16 protein-coding genes and 1 riboswitch are annotated in these 15,650 nt (G+C 64.0%); of the genes, 10 read left to right on the top strand and 6 right to left on the bottom strand.

What is annotated here, in order from left to right:
- Positions 1 to 253: 253 nt before the first annotated feature.
- From CH276_RS19550 to CH276_RS19565, 4 genes are read left to right on the top strand one after another with little or no spacing between them, the layout of a single operon-like run.
- Positions 254 to 1,114 carry a TauD/TfdA dioxygenase family protein gene (locus tag CH276_RS19550; RefSeq protein WP_094630958.1) on the top strand — a complete coding sequence of 287 codons (861 nt, stop codon included), beginning with the start codon at positions 254 to 256 and terminating at the stop codon, positions 1,112 to 1,114.
- A 34-nt stretch (positions 1,115 to 1,148) separates the two neighbouring features.
- Entirely contained in the window at positions 1,149 to 1,676 is a 528-nt protein-coding gene (locus CH276_RS19555) for an Rv0361 family membrane protein (protein WP_094630957.1), read from the top strand.
- Positions 1,677 to 1,721: 45 nt separating this feature from the next.
- Positions 1,722 to 2,135 carry a rhodanese-like domain-containing protein gene (locus tag CH276_RS19560; RefSeq protein ID WP_032397134.1) on the top strand — a complete coding sequence of 138 codons (414 nt, stop codon included), beginning with the start codon at positions 1,722 to 1,724 and terminating at the stop codon, positions 2,133 to 2,135.
- The gene (locus tag CH276_RS19565; RefSeq protein WP_032397133.1) at positions 2,132 to 3,355 is read left to right on the top strand and encodes an O-succinylhomoserine sulfhydrylase; all 1,224 of its coding nucleotides are present in this window, start codon (positions 2,132 to 2,134) and stop codon (positions 3,353 to 3,355) included. Before CH276_RS19560 ends, CH276_RS19565 begins: the two co-directional genes overlap by 4 nt.
- Before the next feature lie 5 nt (positions 3,356 to 3,360).
- Here CH276_RS19565 and CH276_RS19570 read toward each other — a convergent pair whose 3' ends face one another.
- From CH276_RS19570 to CH276_RS19585, 4 genes are all read right to left on the bottom strand, one after another.
- Positions 3,361 to 4,302: a TauD/TfdA dioxygenase family protein gene (locus tag CH276_RS19570; protein ID WP_176459343.1), complete on the bottom strand. Its 942-nt coding sequence runs from the start codon at positions 4,300 to 4,302 to the stop codon at positions 3,361 to 3,363.
- Between the two features lie 179 nt (positions 4,303 to 4,481).
- Positions 4,482 to 5,555 (bottom strand): isochorismate synthase, encoded by a 1,074-nt coding sequence (locus tag CH276_RS19575; RefSeq protein ID WP_045198682.1) that lies wholly within the window; start codon positions 5,553 to 5,555, stop codon positions 4,482 to 4,484.
- Complete coding sequence (locus CH276_RS19580) at positions 5,555 to 6,313, bottom strand: HAD-IIA family hydrolase (RefSeq protein WP_094631006.1); 759 nt, start codon at positions 6,311 to 6,313, stop codon at positions 5,555 to 5,557. Before CH276_RS19580 ends, CH276_RS19575 begins: the two co-directional genes overlap by 1 nt.
- 87 nt (positions 6,314 to 6,400) lie before the next feature.
- Positions 6,401 to 6,739: a WhiB family transcriptional regulator gene (locus CH276_RS19585; protein WP_373453506.1), complete on the bottom strand. Its 339-nt coding sequence runs from the start codon at positions 6,737 to 6,739 to the stop codon at positions 6,401 to 6,403.
- Between the two features lie 203 nt (positions 6,740 to 6,942).
- Here CH276_RS19585 and CH276_RS19590 point away from each other — a divergent pair, with 203 nt between their 5' ends.
- The 6 genes from CH276_RS19590 (at position 6,943) to CH276_RS19615 (ending at position 12,960) form a co-directional block, all read left to right on the top strand.
- Complete coding sequence (locus CH276_RS19590; RefSeq protein WP_094630956.1) at positions 6,943 to 8,298, top strand: LLM class flavin-dependent oxidoreductase; 1,356 nt, start codon at positions 6,943 to 6,945, stop codon at positions 8,296 to 8,298.
- A 103-nt stretch (positions 8,299 to 8,401) separates the two neighbouring features.
- Positions 8,402 to 8,495, top strand: a riboswitch (SAM riboswitch).
- A 116-nt stretch (positions 8,496 to 8,611) separates the two neighbouring features.
- Complete coding sequence (locus CH276_RS19595) at positions 8,612 to 9,577, top strand: amino acid ABC transporter permease (protein WP_441344229.1); 966 nt, start codon at positions 8,612 to 8,614, stop codon at positions 9,575 to 9,577.
- Positions 9,574 to 10,371 (top strand): amino acid ABC transporter ATP-binding protein, encoded by a 798-nt coding sequence (locus CH276_RS19600; RefSeq protein WP_094630955.1) that lies wholly within the window; start codon positions 9,574 to 9,576, stop codon positions 10,369 to 10,371. Before CH276_RS19595 ends, CH276_RS19600 begins: the two co-directional genes overlap by 4 nt.
- 34 nt (positions 10,372 to 10,405) lie before the next feature.
- Complete coding sequence (locus CH276_RS19605) at positions 10,406 to 11,383, top strand: ABC transporter substrate-binding protein (protein WP_094630954.1); 978 nt, start codon at positions 10,406 to 10,408, stop codon at positions 11,381 to 11,383.
- 7 nt (positions 11,384 to 11,390) lie between these two features.
- A complete protein-coding gene (locus CH276_RS19610; RefSeq protein WP_094630953.1) occupies positions 11,391 to 12,419 on the top strand; it encodes an FAD-dependent oxidoreductase in 1,029 nt (342 codons plus the stop codon).
- A 16-nt stretch (positions 12,420 to 12,435) separates the two neighbouring features.
- Positions 12,436 to 12,960, top strand: a complete 525-nt coding sequence (locus CH276_RS19615; RefSeq protein WP_094630952.1) for a GNAT family N-acetyltransferase — start codon at positions 12,436 to 12,438, stop codon at positions 12,958 to 12,960.
- 14 nt (positions 12,961 to 12,974) lie between these two features.
- Here CH276_RS19615 and CH276_RS19620 read toward each other — a convergent pair whose 3' ends face one another.
- Both CH276_RS19620 and CH276_RS19625 read right to left on the bottom strand, forming a co-directional pair.
- The gene (locus CH276_RS19620; RefSeq protein WP_094630951.1) at positions 12,975 to 13,313 is read right to left on the bottom strand and encodes a TfoX/Sxy family protein; all 339 of its coding nucleotides are present in this window, start codon (positions 13,311 to 13,313) and stop codon (positions 12,975 to 12,977) included.
- Positions 13,314 to 13,475: 162 nt separating this feature from the next.
- Positions 13,476 to 15,389 (bottom strand): HNH endonuclease signature motif containing protein, encoded by a 1,914-nt coding sequence (locus CH276_RS19625; protein WP_094630950.1) that lies wholly within the window; start codon positions 15,387 to 15,389, stop codon positions 13,476 to 13,478.
- Positions 15,390 to 15,650: the final 261 nt, after the last annotated feature.

Genomic DNA, 15,650 nt, shown 5'->3' on the forward strand with positions numbered 1-15,650 from the left:
AGCATAAATTAAGGACTACCTGAGCTGGGGCAGTGGGCAACTTGCCGGATTTCCCGGTTTCCGGTAGGAATTGCTCTGTGCACACGACATACCTGGTCCGACGGTTCACCGTCGACTTCTGTCGTACCTGCACCAACATGTGTTGTCGGTGACAAGACCCGACGCCCCTTCCCCTCCTCCCAGGACGGGACCCCTCTCTCGACGGCAGCGTTGCCGAAGATCAGCGCTCGACCGTGCACGGATTCGAGGACACATGACCACTCTGGAACAGACCGCAACTCTCACTCTCGACAAGCTCGGCCCGAGCTTCGGTGCCGAGGTCATCGGCCTCGACGTCGCGTCGGCGTCCGATCCGCAGATACACGCCGTGCGACGAGCCCTCGTCGAACACAAGGTTCTCGTGCTGCGTGGGCAGACGCTCGACGACGCGGGCCACATCGAATTCGGCCGCAGGCTCGGTGACCTCACCGCAGGTCATCCGGTGCACGACAGCGGTCACGTCGCCCCCGAGGTCTACGCCCTCGACAGCCAGGACAACGGATTCGCCGACGTCTGGCACACCGACGTCACGTTCATGGAACGCCCGCCGATGGGCTCGATCCTGCGTCCCGTCGTCCTACCGCCGCACGGTGGCGACACCAACTGGGCCGACAGTCAGCTCGCCTACGAATCGCTGTCCGCACCGGTCCGCCGAATGATCGACGGGCTCACGGCAATGCACGACGGCAACCGCGAGTTCGGCTACTACCTCGCGCAGAAGCGCGGCGGAAAAGGCAACGTGTGGGACGGCAAGGAAGTCACCGCGCTGGTCCCCGTCGAACATCCCGTCGTGCGGGTCCATCCGGAAACCGGCCGCAAGGGGCTGTTCGTCAATCCAGGTTTCACCTCCCACATCGTGGGGGTGTCGGAGGCCGAGAGTCGCGGAATCCTGGACCTGCTGTACGCGCACCTGACCAAGCCCGAACACATCGTGCGGCACCGCTGGCGGTTGGGCGATCTGGTGCTGTGGGACAACCGCAGCACCTCGCACTATGCCAATCGCGACTACGGCACCGAGCACCGCAAGATGCACCGCATCACGTTGCGAGGAGACATTCCCGTCGGACCCCGCTAGTGCCCGGCCCGTCGGATCGAGGAAGATTGGCCGCATGGCGTCGTGGAGTGAACGTAGGCAGCAGTGGGTCGACAGTCGTGAGGAAGCGCGCAACAACGCGTCCAAGGCGGCTGCCGACTCCGGCGAGCAGCGTCCGCCCAACGCGTGGCCGTTCATCCTCGCCGTCGGCGTCGTCGTGGTGTTGCTGGTCGGCATCTTCGCGGCCTCGAAGTTCGCACCTGCCGAGGACAACGTGACGCAGGCCCAGTTGCTCACCGACGCCGTCGACGGATTCCTCGAGGCACAGAACACCGGCGACGCAGACTTGCTGCGCCAGAACACCTGCTTCGATCAGGTCGAGCGCCTCGTTCCGGGCGACGATGCGCAGTACCGAACCGATCGAGCAGGCGAGGTCGAGCGGAACGGCAAGACGTCCATCGACGGGGTGCCCTCCGACTATCAGGTCAACGGCGACCGCGGAATGGTCACGGTCCCGCTGAAGGAAGAGAAATCCGGAGCGCAGACCGACGACGTGTGGAAGTTCCTCCGCGTCGACGACAAGTGGCTGGTGTGCAATGTCTGATCTCGGTATGTGTGACGTAACGGCAAGTGACGGAAGGCTGATCCAGTGACCTACGCAGGTGACATAACCCCGGAAGCTGCCTGGGAGTTGTTGCAGAACAACCCCGAGGCCGTGCTCGTGGACGTTCGTACGCGCGCCGAGTGGCAGTACGTCGGAGTGCCGGACACCTCCGGCATCGACCGCCCGACGCACCTGATCGAGTGGGTCAGCTTCCCCGACGGTGCCCGGAACGCCAACTTCGTCGACGATCTCAAAGCCGCAGGCGTGGACGGCGATCGACCGGTGGTGTTCCTGTGCCGCTCCGGTCAGCGATCCATCGGAGCCGCCGAGGCCGCGACGGCAGCAGGCATCGGTCCGTCCTACAACGTGCTCGACGGCTTCGAAGGCGCCACCGACGCCGACGGCCACCGCGGAGCCACGGGTTGGCGTGCGGTCGGGTTGCCTTGGAGGCAGTCGTGACGAACCTTCCCAAAGGCGGCGGATTCGACAAGCCCTTGCCCGAGGGCGTGGGTCAGGGAACGCTGGGAGTGCGCGGCGGCCTGATGCGATCCGGCTTCGACGAGAACGCCGAAGCCCTCTATCTCTCTTCGGGTTTCGTGTACGAGAGTGCCGGTGCGGCCGAGCAGGCGTTCACCGGTGAGATCGATCATTTCGTGTACTCGCGCTACGGCAACCCGACGGTCAAGATGTTCGAGGAACGGCTGCGGCTGATCGAGGGTGCCGAGGCATGCTTCGGAACCTCGAGCGGAATGTCCGCGGTGTTCACCGCGTTGGGTGCATTGCTGAAGGCCGGTGACCGATTGGTCGCTGCGCGTAGTCTTTTCGGGTCGTGCTTCGTGGTGTGCAACGAGATTCTGCCGCGGTGGGGAGTAGAGACCGTCTTCGTTGACGGCGAAGACCTCGAGCAGTGGGAGCAGGCGCTGTCGGTGCCGACCACGGCGGTGTTCTTCGAGACCCCGTCCAATCCGATGCAGTCGTTGGTCGATGTCAGGCGCGTCTCCGAGCTGGCTCATGCGGCCGGCGCAACGGTGGTGCTGGACAATGTGTTCGCGACGCCGCTGCTGCAGCGCAGCCTCGAACTCGGTGCCGACGTGGTCGTGTACTCGGGTACCAAGCACATCGACGGCCAGGGACGGGTTCTCGGCGGTGCGATCCTCGGCTCGAAGGAGTACATCGAAGGGCCGGTGCAGACTCTGATGCGACACACCGGCCCGGCGCTGAGCCCGTTCAACGCCTGGACGTTGCTCAAGGGCTTGGAGACGATGCCGGTGCGGGTGCGGCATTCGGTGAAATCGGCGCTGCAGATCGCCGAGTTCCTCGAAGGCCATCCGGCGGTCAGATGGGTCAAATATCCTTTCCTGCAGTCGCATCCGCAGTACGAGCTGGCGAAGTCGCAGATGTCGGGCGGCGGTACCGTCGTGACGTTCGAGCTCGACGCTCCCGAGGGCGAGGGCAAGAAGCGTGCCTTCGAGGTGCTCGACGCATTGCGCATCGTCGACATCTCCAACAACCTCGGCGACTCGAAGACACTGATCACCCATCCGGCGACCACCACGCACCGCGCGATGGGGCCGGAAGGCCGTGCAGCAGTGGGCATCACCGACGGCGTCGTACGCATCTCGATCGGTCTGGAGGACACCGAGGATCTGATCGGGGATCTGGATCAGGCGCTGAAGTAGCTGGGTCAGAGTGTCACCGGTACCGGTTTGTCGATGAGGGAGTAGTGCGCGGCATCGCCTGCAACCACTCGGCTTCTCTCACCGTTCGGGTGTACCGGCACGTCGCCGGCCAAGGTGATGCGTTCGAGGCGGCGGTACTGATCGTCCCAGTCGGCGACGGCGTAGTGCTGGGTGGCACGGTTGTCCCAGATGGCCACGTCGCCGAGGCTCCAGGTCCAGCGAACAGTGTTCTCCAGCTTGGTCACTCGATTCTGTAGGAGATCGAACAGCGTATGCGACTCCTTGGTCGACAATCCGATGAAGTTCTTCACGAAGTGACCGAGTAGCAGAGTCTTCTCGCCGGTCTCGGGGTGTACGCGGACGACTGGGTGTTCGGTCTCGAAGTATGTGGACTGGAACTCCTTTCGGTACTCCTCGGTCTTGTCGTTCCTGATCTTCTCTGCAGCGGTCGCCGAGTAGTCGTAGTTGTTCGAGTGCGTGGCCCAGAGGTTGTCCACCAACGCCTTCAGTGAATCCGGCAGCTGAGCGTAGGCGGCGGTCTGTGAGGCCCAGGTGGTGTTCCCGCCGTATTCCGGGAGGCTGACCGCACGCAGGATCGAGGCCTTCGGGATGCGGTCGACGAAGGTCACATCCGAATGCCAGCTGTTGGCCTTGCCGTATTCGGAGTCGATGGCCAGTGTCCTGGTGCCACGGGAGGTCACCGTCGGGTGCGGGGTGGTCGGCGACCCGAGCAATTCGGCGAACGCATACTGGCTTTCGTCGTCGAGATGGTGCTGGCCGCCGAAGAAGATGACCTTGTGCTCGAGCAGAGCCCGACGAACGAACTCGACAGTGTCGGCATCGAGATCGCCGCCGAGTCGCACACCCTCGATGCGGGCACCGAGGTTGCCGCCGATCTTGATCGCACGCAGAGCTGTCGTATTCTCGGCAAGAGTGTCCACCGACATGTCGATACCTTTCGCTGGTCGAAGACTGCCCGAATCACACCGGCGCAGTGCGTAATTCAACAAGCTGACCACTGTCGATCGTGGATGTACACAGTTCGATTCACCGTGATCTCAACACCACGATCTCAACACCACGATCTCGACACCACGATCGATCGGTAGCGGTGTACCGGTGGACGTCAGTGCTCGAACACGCTGAGAACGGTGCGGAACTTGGCCGTGGTCTCGTCCAGCTCGGCGTCGGGGTCGGAATCGGCGACGATGCCCCCACCTGCCGTGGCCGTTCCCGAAAGTCCGTCTGCCGAGAGCTCGATACAGCGGATCGTCACCATCCACTCGCCGTCGCCGCTGCCGTCGGTCCAGCCGACCGCTCCGGCGTAGAAGCCGCGGGAGCCTTCGACGTCTGCGATCGCCGCCATCGCTGCCGCGCGGGGGACACCGGCGACTGCAGCGGTGGGGTGCAGTGCCAGCGCGAGGTCGAGCGCCGAGGTCTCGGGGTCGGCCAAGGTGCCGACGATCGGCGTCGACAGGTGCCACAGCTGCGGAGTACTGCTGAGCTGTGGCGACTCGGGCACCTCCAGCGTCTCGCAGAACGGCGTCAACGCAGCCCGGATCTCGTCGACGACGAAGCGATGTTCGGCCTGATCCTTCGCACTGGCCGCCAACGCCGCGGAGATGCGCGCTTCCTCGTCGGGGTCGGTCGATCGTGCGGCCGTGCCGGCGAACGGATGGCAGGTGACGATGTTGCCGCGCTTGCGAACCAACAGTTCCGGGCTCGCGCCGACGATGTGCCTACCCCGATGCGTGGCGGGGGACAGGTCCGCCAGGAAGCCGTTGCCCATCGGATCGCGTGAGACCAGAGCGCTGAGCACCGAGGCAGCGTCGATCGGGGAATCCGCGGTCACCTCGATGGCCCGCGCGAGGACGATCTTCTCGGCCACACCGGCTTTCAGCTGCTCGACGACATCCCGCACTCGCTGCACGTGCACGTCGGGATCGGGAATCTGTCGTGCGACGGTCACCTCGGGCAACGGCGGTTGAGCATCGACCGTCGACCAGGGTCCGTCGAGGCGGTAGAACTCCTCCGGCTCGATCAGGGCGGTGGCGTCGGACATGTCGAAAGGGATTGCGCCGACGACATTTCGGCCGTCCCGCACCGCAGCGACTGCGTCGGCGATATCGGGAAACGCGTGCCGGACACCCAGCCCGACGACGTGGTGATCATGGCGGGACAGAACGAATTCGAGAGTCATCAGAACGGGTTCTGCGTGCGGCCCACCAGGTCTGCGACGGAATCGAGAACTTTGGTCGGCCGGTACGGGTACTGCTCGACGGACTGGACCGTCGAGATCCCGGTGAGGACCAGGATGGTCTGCAGTCCGGCTTCCAGGCCCGAGAGCACGTCGGTGTCCATCCGGTCGCCGATCATCAGCGTGTTCTCGGAATGTCCGCCGATCGCGCGCAGGGCCGACCGCATCATCAACGCGTTGGGCTTGCCGACGTAGTACGGCTCCTTACCGGTGGCCTTGGTGATCAGCGCGGCCACCGAACCGGTGGCGGGCAGTGACCCCTCGCGGGACGGGCCGGTGGCATCGGGGTTGGTTGCGATGAAGCGCGAACCCCTCTCGACGAGACGAATGGCGGTGGTGATGGCCTCGAACGAGTACGTCCGGGTCTCGCCGAGCACCACGTAATCGGGGCTGGAGTCGGTGAGGGTGTAGCCGATGTCGTGCAGGGCGGTGGTCAGACCCGACTCGCCGACGACGTAGGCGCTACCACCGGGCCGCTGATTGCCCAGGAATGTCGCGGTGGCGAGGGCGGAGGTCCAGATCGACTTCTCCGGAATGTCCAGACCGGTGAATGCGAGACGCGCGCGCAGGTCACGGGGGGTGCGAATCGAATTGTTGGTCAGCACGATGAACGGGATCTCGTTGGCCTGCAGCTCGGCGAGGAACGTGTCGGCACCGGGGATCAGGTGATCCTCGTGGACGAGCACGCCGTCCATGTCCATCAGGTACGTCCACTGCTGAGGCTTCTCGGTTTCGCTCACCCATCCATTGTGAACTACGGCGGTCGCACCGAAGGCGCGACTACGGTACTAACTCGCCTGCAGTTCCTCGGCACGCCGGGAGTTGGCTCGGTGCTGTTGTCGCTCCCGGGCTGTCGTTCCGCCCCAGACTCCGAACGGTTCGTTGGCGGCCAGTGCGAATCGTCGGCACTCGTCGATGACCCCGCAGCCCGCGCACACCTGCTTCGCGCGGTCCTCCCGTGCGCGGCGAGCCGAGCGGCCTTCGCCGGACGGGGAGAAGAAGATCTCCGAGTCCTGTCCTCGGCACAGTGCGTCGACCTGCCAATCCCAGGATTCGGTGGTGGAGGAGATTCTGCGTTCGATCATGGCGATTGCGGTGTTCTTCGACGTGGCAGAGCTGTTCGGCATCGTGGCGACCCATTCCTTTCGTCGACGCTGCGCGAGACCCGGCCCGCACAGAACGATTCGCTACCGAAAAGGCTCGCCGGGTCGATGGTGCGACGCAATGATTGAAATCAGGCTGATTCGAGGGGCTGCGGTCGGTGCGTTGCCGACGGCTGCGGAGCGTTGCAGCTTCGCCGGGTGGTGCGAATTCGTGGCAAGGTGCAGATATGACTCGGCCGCTCAGGTTCTCCGCATTCGTCATGAACACCACCTCTCATATCGTGCACGGTGCGTGGCGCAAGCCGGAAGCGGAGCAGTCCGATTTCTCCTCGTTGGAGCATTGGGTGTCGTTGGCGAAACAACTCGAGCGAGGCAAGTTCGATTTCGTGTTCTTTGCCGATGTCGTGGGGCTGTACGACGACCATCGAGGTTCGTGGGAGAAGTTCGTCGAGTCCGGTTTGCAGATTCCCAGCAACGATCCCACCGTGATCGCGTCGGCGATCGCTTACGCGACAGAGCATCTCGGGATCGCCTTGACCTCGTCGATTCTACAGGAGCATCCGTTCAACTTCGCGCGGAAGATGTCCACGCTCGATCATGCGTCCAACGGCCGTATCGCCTGGAACATCGTCACGAGCCTGTCACCCAACGCTTGGCGCAACTTCGGCTACGGAGATCTGGCTCTGCACGAGGATCGATACGCCTGGGCGGACGAGTACGTCGACGTCGTGTACAAGCTGTGGGAGGGGTCGTGGGACGACGGAGCTCTGTTGCAGGACAAAGCATCCGGTCGACACGGTGATTTCTCGAAGGTGCACAAGATCGATCATGTCGGTGCGCGCTACAGCGTCGAGGGCCCGCCTCTCGTGGCTCCGTCTCCGCAGCGGACACCACTGTTGTTCCAGGCCGGATCATCGCCGACGGGCCGACGCTTCGCTGCGCGCAACGCCGAGGCCCAGTTCATCGCCTCCCCCACACCCGAGGCCGCGCGCTCGCTCATCGCCGACACGCGCCGTCTGGTCGTCGAGGCAGGGAGGTCCCCCGGAGACCTCGAATTCTTCCAGGGTCTGTCGTTCGTCATCGGTAGTACCGAGAGCGAAGCTCGACGCAGAGAAGCGGAGTTGGACGAATACGTCGACGACGAGGCGATGATCGCGCACGCTGCGGGTGGGATCGGCATAGATCTGGGCTCCTACGATCTGGACACCCCGATCGGTCAGTTGCAGGGACAAGGCTCGCAGAGCACGTTGGCGTGGCTCCGCGAGGCGATCACCGATCGAGAACCCACCGTTCGGGATCTGGCGCACATGCGGACTCGGAGCGGGCGGGTGGTGGGAACGCCGGAGTCCATCGCCGATCGTCTCGAACAGTGGCGCGACGCCGGCGTCGACGGGATCAACGTCATCAACTCGACGATCCCGGGCAGCTACCTGGAATTCATCGAACATCTGATGCCGGTTCTTCGGCAACGCGGGCTGGCACAACGGGAGTACGGCCGGGGCACCGTCCGAGCCAAACTCACCGGCCGGGACAGATTGCCCGCGTCGCATCCGGCTGCCCGATACCGGGGTGCCTTCAGCTGACACCAGGCAGTTCGGAAACGTGGCAAGGGTTGAAATCATCGTGATTTCAACCCGAAAGACTACGCGCACTTGACTTTTCAATCTGACGTTCTATACATTCCTGTCACCATCCAGAGCGACCGAGAGACCTTGGCTCTACGACGTCGCAGCAACCCCGCCCTCGGGCGTGTGGGTGCTACCGCCAGGACCGATGGAGGAACTGCTGATGAACACCTGTATCCGTACGCCCGCCTGACCGGTTCGCGTACTCACAGTCCACCCTTTCGAAAGGCACCACAGCGATGATCGCTGCCCATCCGCACCGGCGGCTCCGGTGACGCAACTACAGGCCTCGCCGACATCCACCGGTTCGAGCGACACCGCAGAACTGCCGGACGAGCAACTCGTCGTCGCCAGGAAGTGGCATCCGTGGCGTTGGGTCATCAGCGTCGCCACCTTGGTCGTGGTCGCTCAGTTCCTGCACGGGTTGGCCACCAATGCGGGATGGGACTGGGGCACTTTCGCTCAGTACTTCACGGCGAAATCGGTGCTCTCGGCTCTGTGGCTCACCATCCAGCTCACGTTCTGGGGGACCCTGATCGGCTTCGCCCTCGGCATCGCCCTAGCGGTGGCGAGGCTGTCGAACAACCCCGTGCTGCAGGTGATCTCGTGGTTCTACATCTGGGCGTTTCGATCCATTCCACTGATCGTGCAGCTGTTGTTCTGGTTCAACATTGCGTACCTGTATCAGACCCTGTCGCTGGGGATTCCGTTCGGTCCCAGCTTATTCGAGTTCGACGTCAACAACGTCATCAGTGGCTCGACAGCTGCGATCATCGGACTGGCCCTGCATCAGGCTGCATACTCCGCCGAGATCGTCCGCGCCGGAATCATCTCGGTGGACCAGGGGCAGCTGGAAGCATCTGCAGCACTGGGTATTCCGAAGCGCCGAGAGTTCTTCAAGATCGTCCTCCCACAGGCGATGCGAGGCATTCTCCCCAACGCCGCCAACGAGGTGATCAGCCTGTTCAAAGGCACCTCGATCGTCTCCGTCATGGCCATCGCCGAGCTGTTCTATCAGGTTCAGGTCATCTACGGCCGAAGCGGCCGAGTCGTACCGCTGCTGATGGTGGCCACCGTCTGGTACATCATTCTCACCTCGATTCTGTCGGTGGTGCAGTACTACGTGGAACGGCACTACGCCAAGGGGGCCGTCCGCACCTTCGAGCTCACGCCGATTCAGAAACTACGGAAGAAGCTGGCCGAGATCACCCTGGCCCCGCGAGGAGCAACACGATGACCACGCTCGATGCCGGCACGTCCAGATCGGAAACGAAGTACGCCGTCGAAGTGCGCGGGGTGCACAAGTCCTACGGTGCTCTCGAGGTTCTCAAGGGTGTTGACCTGACCGTTCGCCCCGGTGAGGTCACCGTGATCATCGGCCCGTCCGGATCAGGTAAGTCCACGCTGCTCCGTGCCCTCAACCACCTCGAGAAGGTCGACCAGGGCACCGTTCGCGTCGACGGAGACCTGGTGGGATACCGGCGCAAGGGTTCGAAGCTGCACGAGCTCAGCAATCGCGACATCCTGCGCCAGCGTTCGCAGATCGGTTTCGTATTCCAGAACTTCAACCTCTTCCCTCACCTGACGGTGCTCGAGAACGTCATCGAGGCTCCGATCTCGGCGCAGAAGCGCAAGCGTGCGGACGTCGAGCCCGACGCACTGGCATTGCTCGAGCGGGTCGGTGTCGCCGCAAAAGCGCACGACTACCCTCGTCGGCTCTCCGGTGGCCAGCAGCAGCGAGTGGCCATTGCGAGGGCACTGGCGCTACGCCCCAAAGTGATTCTGTTCGACGAGCCCACCTCGGCACTCGATCCGGAGCTCGTGGGCGAGGTGCTCGAAGTCATCCGTGGACTCGCCCGCGACGGTGCCACTCTGGTGATCGTCACGCACGAGGTGGGCTTCGCCCGCGAGATCGCCGACACCGTCGTGTTCATGGATTCCGGTGTGATCGTCGAACAAGGACCTCCTGCAACACTTCTCGATTCGCCGCAGCACGAGCGGACCAAAGCTTTCCTCTCCCACGTTCTGTAAACCACCTCACTTCAGCGAAAGACGGACAACACCCATGTCGAAACCATCACGCAGGCTGACGGTCGTGGCCGCAGCATTGGCCATCGTGGCGCTCACTGCGACCGCCTGCAGCGAACCCGCGGCCGAGTCGCAGGTCGTCACCGAGCAGGGACAAAGCTTCGACCTCTCACCCGAGCAGACCGAACGAGTCCGGGTCGACAAGGTCGACGAGATCGCAGCGAAGATGCCACAGGCCATTCGGGACCGAGGAACCCTGATCGTCACCGGCTCGGGCGGAACTGCGCCGCCACTGCGCTTCTACGCCACCGACGACACAACCATCGTCGGATCAGAGGTCGACTTCTCCTACCTCGTCGGCGACATTCTCGGGCTGGACGTCGATCTGCAGGTTGCCGACTGGTCGCAGAACTTCGTCAAGATCGACTCCGGTGAGAACGACGTGTTCATCTCCAACGTCACGGTCACCGAGGAGCGCAAGGACAAGTACGACTTCGCCACTTACCGTCTCGACAACCTCGCCTTCGAGACCCAGAAGGACACCGACTGGAAGGTCGAGAAGCGTCAGGACATCGCAGGCAAGAAGATCGGCGTCGGCTCCGGCACCAACCAGGAGCAGCTGCTGGTGGACTGGAACGAGGCCAACGTGGCCGAAGGTCTCGCACCGGCAGAGCTCGCCTACTACCAGAATACGTCCGATTACTACCTGGCGCTGGGATCGAAGCGAATCGACGGCTATCTCGGCCCCAACCCCTCTGCCGTCTACCACGCGGCAACCAGTGGGGAATCGAAGGTCGTCGGGACGTTCTCCGGGGCCGGCGATGCGTTGCAGGGCGAGATCGCGGTCCTGACCAAGAAGGACAACGGTCTCATCGAGGCCATCCACGAGGCACTGCAACATGCCATCGACGACGGCAGCTACCAGCGGGTCATCGATCGGTGGGGCCTCCAGTCCGAGGCCGTGTCCGAGTCCGTCATCAATCCGCCCGGGCTGCCTCGCAAGCCCGCAGCGTAGGTACACAGTGAAAGTAGTGGTCGTCGGCGGCGGCATCGTCGGAGCGTCGTCGGCGTGGCAGATCGCCGAACGCGGGCACGACGTCACCGTGCTCGAGCAATTCGGTCCGGGACACAAGAACGGTGCCTCGCACGGCAGTTCGCGAATCTTTCGGCATGCCTACGCCGACGACCACTACGTATCACTGGCCGCTCGGGCGCACACGCTCTGGCGAGATCTCGAAACCGCTACCGACACCCACTTGTTGGACATCACAGGGGCTGTGGATCATGGAGATCCGGCGACGGTGAATCCGAGGATCGACGCACTGAAGCGAGCCGGGCTCGAGTTCGAGGTTCTCGAACCGGTTGCTGCGCAGCGGCGGTGGACCGGACTTCGATTCGACACCACTGTGCTGTTCCATGCCGAGGCCGGGCGACTGCACGCCGATCGCAGCGTCGCCGCAGCAACGGCAGCAGCTCGATCGCGCGGTGCGACCGTCGAATACGAGACGCCGGTGCGCGAGCTCTCCGGCTCCGCCGTGGTGACGGACACTCGCACCTACGTGGCCGACGTGGTCGTCCTCGCTACAGGAGCGTGGACATCCGAGTTCGTGCCGCAGGGGGTGATTCCACCTTTGGTCACCACCCAGGAACAGCCGGCACATTTCGTACCGTTGTGCCCGGACGTGGAGTGGCCGAGCTTCATTCATCATCCCGGTGCACTTCTGGATACGGCCGGCATCTACGGCTTGTCCTCACTCGACGGCATCAAGATCGGCGAACACGCCACGGGACCGGTCGTCGATCCGCACACCCGCGACTTCGTGCCCGAACCAGCGGGAGTCGATCGCCTGATCGCGTACGCACGCAACTGGCTCCCGGGAGTGAACGCCGATACGGCCGACCCGCTGACGTGCCTGTACACCAGTACGCCCGATTCCAACTTCGCCATCGGACGCACAGGCAACACCGTTGTCGCTGCGGGATTCTCGGGCCACGGATTCAAGTTCGCCCCTGCGGTCGGGGAACTGGTCGCAGATCTGGTCGACGGATAGACGAGACAGGAAGCACATGAGCGCAACGTTCGACCTGAACACCCGCACTGGCGACGCCGGTCCAGGGCGGCTTACCTTCGTCGAAGTCGATCAGAACGATCCACTCGCGGCGCCTCTGCTGCAGGAGCTGGCGAACGAGTACGCGTCCAGGTACGGCCGTAGTCCCGGCGTTCAGTACCAAGAATTGAAGTCGTATCCCGCGCAGGAATTCGCCCCGCCGGGCGGTGTGCTGGTCATAGCATTGTCCGACGGCGTTCCTGTGGCGGGAGGTGCGTACCGGCAGTACGACTCGGATACCGCTGAGCTCAAGCGTATCTGGACCTCGAAAGAGCACCGCGGCAGGGGATTCGGCAAGCGTGTCGTTGCCGAGCTGGAACGCAGCGCACGTGAGCGCGGATATCGCCGCGTGTATCTGACGACCGGCTGGAACCAGCCCGAGGCTGTGGCGCTGTACTTGTCAGCCGGATACACCCCACTGTACGACCGGAGCCTGCCGTCCAGGACTGTCGGATCACATCCCTTCGAGAAGAGTCTCGAATGAGCCCGTTGCAGTGATCAGCCGGCTCGGCTCGCGTTGTACGCGAGCGCTGCGGCGACCCAGAATTGCAGTGCTGTGTCGTTTGCCAGCGCGTCGGCGTCGACGGTGATCCACCCTTGGCCCATCGACCGGTCTCGTCCCATCACGGCGTGGTGTGCTCCCTCCCGCTGGAGATATTCGGGTTCGCGCACACCGTCGACACGAACCAGCAGAGCGCGGGTTCCGGTCCCGACGCACACCACCATTTTCTCGCGCACCATAAACGCCAGACCGCCGAACATCTTCTGCTCGCGCAGATTCGCTTCATCGGCGAGAGTGGCGCGGACGCGGTCTGCGAGTAGCTCGTCGTACGGCATGTCCTGCCTCCCCGGTGGTCGCTGCACTCATCGAAGACCTGTTCCGCATCGGACGCAACCGCGAATCACCCCGTGTGTGGACTGCTGTGTCGGTAGCAGGTTGTGCAGAAGCAGAGCGGTGTCCTCGAGGCAGGGCTGTTCCCCTGACGGCGGTGTGGGTCGTCAGGCGGGTTGTCGTGGTTCTTCGTCGTCGGTGTCGTTGTGGTTGTCGGGTGGGTAGAGGACTTCTTCGGGGTGGTGGGCGTGGTTGATCAGGCCTCGGCGTGTGGGGTCCATTCCGGCGGGTGGGTGCCACAGGGTGCGGCCCGGGTAGCGATGTCGGGCTCCGGTTTTGGTGGTGGCCCACTTGCCGGGTCCGGTGCCGACGAGTGCGTGGTGCATGTCGCAGCCGAAGGTCAATCCGTCGATGTCGGTGTAGCCGCCGGTGTTCCAGTCGGTGACGTGGTGGGCTTGGCACCAGGTCGCAGGGCGGGTGCAGGAGGGGAAACTGCAGCCGCGGTCGCGGGCGATGAGCACGATGCGTTGGTCGGCGGAGGCGATGCGTTTGGATCGGCCGAGGTAGAGGGCTCGGCCGTGGTCGTCGAAGATGGTCAGGTAGTGGTGGGCGTGCGAGGCCATGCGGATCGCGTCGCGGATCGACACGCGTGATCCGGTGGCGGTCATGGCGTAGCCGCAGCCGGCTTCGAGGTCTTTGAGGGTCATGGTGACGATGGCGGTGACGGGTAGGCCTCGGTGGGTGCCGAGGGTGCCGGAGGCGAGGGTGTGTCGGAGCGCGAGTTTGAGGGCGTCGTGTTGGCGTTCGCGCTGGGTGCGGATATCCCGCGCGGCGGCAGCGTCGCGTGCTGCGGTGTCCGGTGCGTCGTCGGTGTCGGATCCGACGGCGTCGTCGGGATCGGTTGCGTCGTCCGGGTCGGTTGTGTCGCCGGGCTCAGCACTGTCCTCTGGTTCGGTTGTGTCGCCGGGCCTTGTGCCGCAACCACAGTCGAGGCCGTCACCGCACCGGCCGTCACCGTCGCAGGGATCGTCGCCGTCGCATGAACCGTCGTTCCACAGTCCCGCATCGCTCCACAGTCCCTGATCGCTCGTCGAACGGTCGTCCGGCTCCGGTGGCGGTGGGGTGTCGGTATCGCAGACGCCACTCGGTGTGGGCGAATCCGGTTCGGCTGCTGCAGGATCGGGACGCGCACCGTCGCTCGCAGCCCCGGGGCTCGTGCTGTCCTTGCCGCCGGTCTCGTCATGCAGGACGGACGTCGGGTCTGCGGGGTTGTTGACGCCCGGTTTCGCGGCTTTGGAGAACAAGGCTTCGAGGTAGGCCCGTAGTTCGGGGTCGACGCAGAATTTTCCTTCCGACATTCCGTCGGCACCTTGCTCGCCGAGGTAGAAGAACGCATCCCTGCGTTTCGGTGGTTTCGGTGGCTTCCCCTCGTCCTCGTCCTCGTCTTCGTCTTCGTCTTCGTCTTCGTCGTGGTCGCCGTCGGGATTGAGGATCGAATCCAGGTGCGCCACCAACGGTGCGAAGTCGTCGGGTCGCCTGGTCGAGGCGTAGCCCGCCAGTTGTTCGTCGGCGAGCTCGCGGGTCTGCGGGTCGACGTCTCGGGGCAGGTGGCGGAAGAATTCGCGGATCATCTGCACATGCTTGGCATCGAGCAACCCCGCCCGCAACGCTTCCGCGGTGTGCGGCAGCAACGGCGGCAGGACTTCACCGGAGAAGGCGGTGCGGTCACCCAACTCGGCCGCCAGACGGACCCGTGCTCCTGCTGCTCGTGGGGTGATCCGCAGCATCCACGCCACCGACGACGGCACCGATCCCGGGTACACATCGAGGCCGTGCTGAGAGATCAGCTCGTTGAGCCAGGTGTACGAGTGCGCCGTCAGGGATCTCGTCGCCGTTTCCATCCGTTGGATCACCGCGCGCCGGTCGGCGTTCGACCACGCTACCGACGACTGTTCCGCTAATTCCGCGATCGCGGATTCAACTCGGTCGACCAGTGCCGACAGTTCGGGATCGGACACCTCGGGGGTGGGCGGCACCGTCTCGATGCCGTCCACCCCTGATCCGCCGTCCCCCGAAAGCATGCACAGAATCTATCGCGACCCACCGACACACTTTCGAACACACGTTCTCCGCATGGGCACGCTGCGAGACGGTCGAACCGAGCAGAATCGCCAACCTGGAATCGGTATGTGGCGCATAACAGATGGATCGATAGTGTGACGTTGTCGATTCTGCGTAACGCCGAGTCGCGCCAGCGCTGGTCAGGGCGTTCAATAACGGTCAAGGCCGACGTAACGACCACAGCAGCGGCGCTGGTTTCGGTGACGATCGTGCTGCGTGTC

Source organism: Rhodococcus sp. 06-470-2 (genome assembly GCF_002258235.1).
Lineage (GTDB): Bacteria > Actinomycetota > Actinomycetes > Mycobacteriales > Mycobacteriaceae > Rhodococcoides.

What these genes read in the sequence shown, in the direction of transcription:
- CH276_RS19550 (WP_094630958.1), top strand. Translation starts at nt 254, where the DNA reads ATGACCACTCTGGAACAGACCGCAACTCTCACTCTCGACAAGCTCGGC.
- CH276_RS19555 (WP_094630957.1), top strand. Translation starts at nt 1,149, where the DNA reads ATGGCGTCGTGGAGTGAACGTAGGCAGCAGTGGGTCGACAGTCGTGAG.
- CH276_RS19570 (WP_176459343.1), bottom strand. Translation starts at nt 4,302, where the DNA reads ATGTCGGTGGACACTCTTGCCGAGAATACGACAGCTCTGCGTGCGATC.
- CH276_RS19575 (WP_045198682.1), bottom strand. Translation starts at nt 5,555, where the DNA reads ATGACTCTCGAATTCGTTCTGTCCCGCCATGATCACCACGTCGTCGGG.
- CH276_RS19580 (WP_094631006.1), bottom strand. Translation starts at nt 6,313, where the DNA reads ATGGACATGGACGGCGTGCTCGTCCACGAGGATCACCTGATCCCCGGT.
- CH276_RS19585 (WP_373453506.1), bottom strand. Translation starts at nt 6,739, where the DNA reads ATGCCGAACAGCTCTGCCACGTCGAAGAACACCGCAATCGCCATGATC.
- CH276_RS19590 (WP_094630956.1), top strand. Translation starts at nt 6,943, where the DNA reads ATGACTCGGCCGCTCAGGTTCTCCGCATTCGTCATGAACACCACCTCT.
- CH276_RS19600 (WP_094630955.1), top strand. Translation starts at nt 9,574, where the DNA reads ATGACCACGCTCGATGCCGGCACGTCCAGATCGGAAACGAAGTACGCC.
- CH276_RS19605 (WP_094630954.1), top strand. Translation starts at nt 10,406, where the DNA reads ATGTCGAAACCATCACGCAGGCTGACGGTCGTGGCCGCAGCATTGGCC.
- CH276_RS19615 (WP_094630952.1), top strand. Translation starts at nt 12,436, where the DNA reads ATGAGCGCAACGTTCGACCTGAACACCCGCACTGGCGACGCCGGTCCA.
- CH276_RS19620 (WP_094630951.1), bottom strand. Translation starts at nt 13,313, where the DNA reads ATGCCGTACGACGAGCTACTCGCAGACCGCGTCCGCGCCACTCTCGCC.
- CH276_RS19625 (WP_094630950.1), bottom strand. Translation starts at nt 15,389, where the DNA reads ATGCTTTCGGGGGACGGCGGATCAGGGGTGGACGGCATCGAGACGGTG.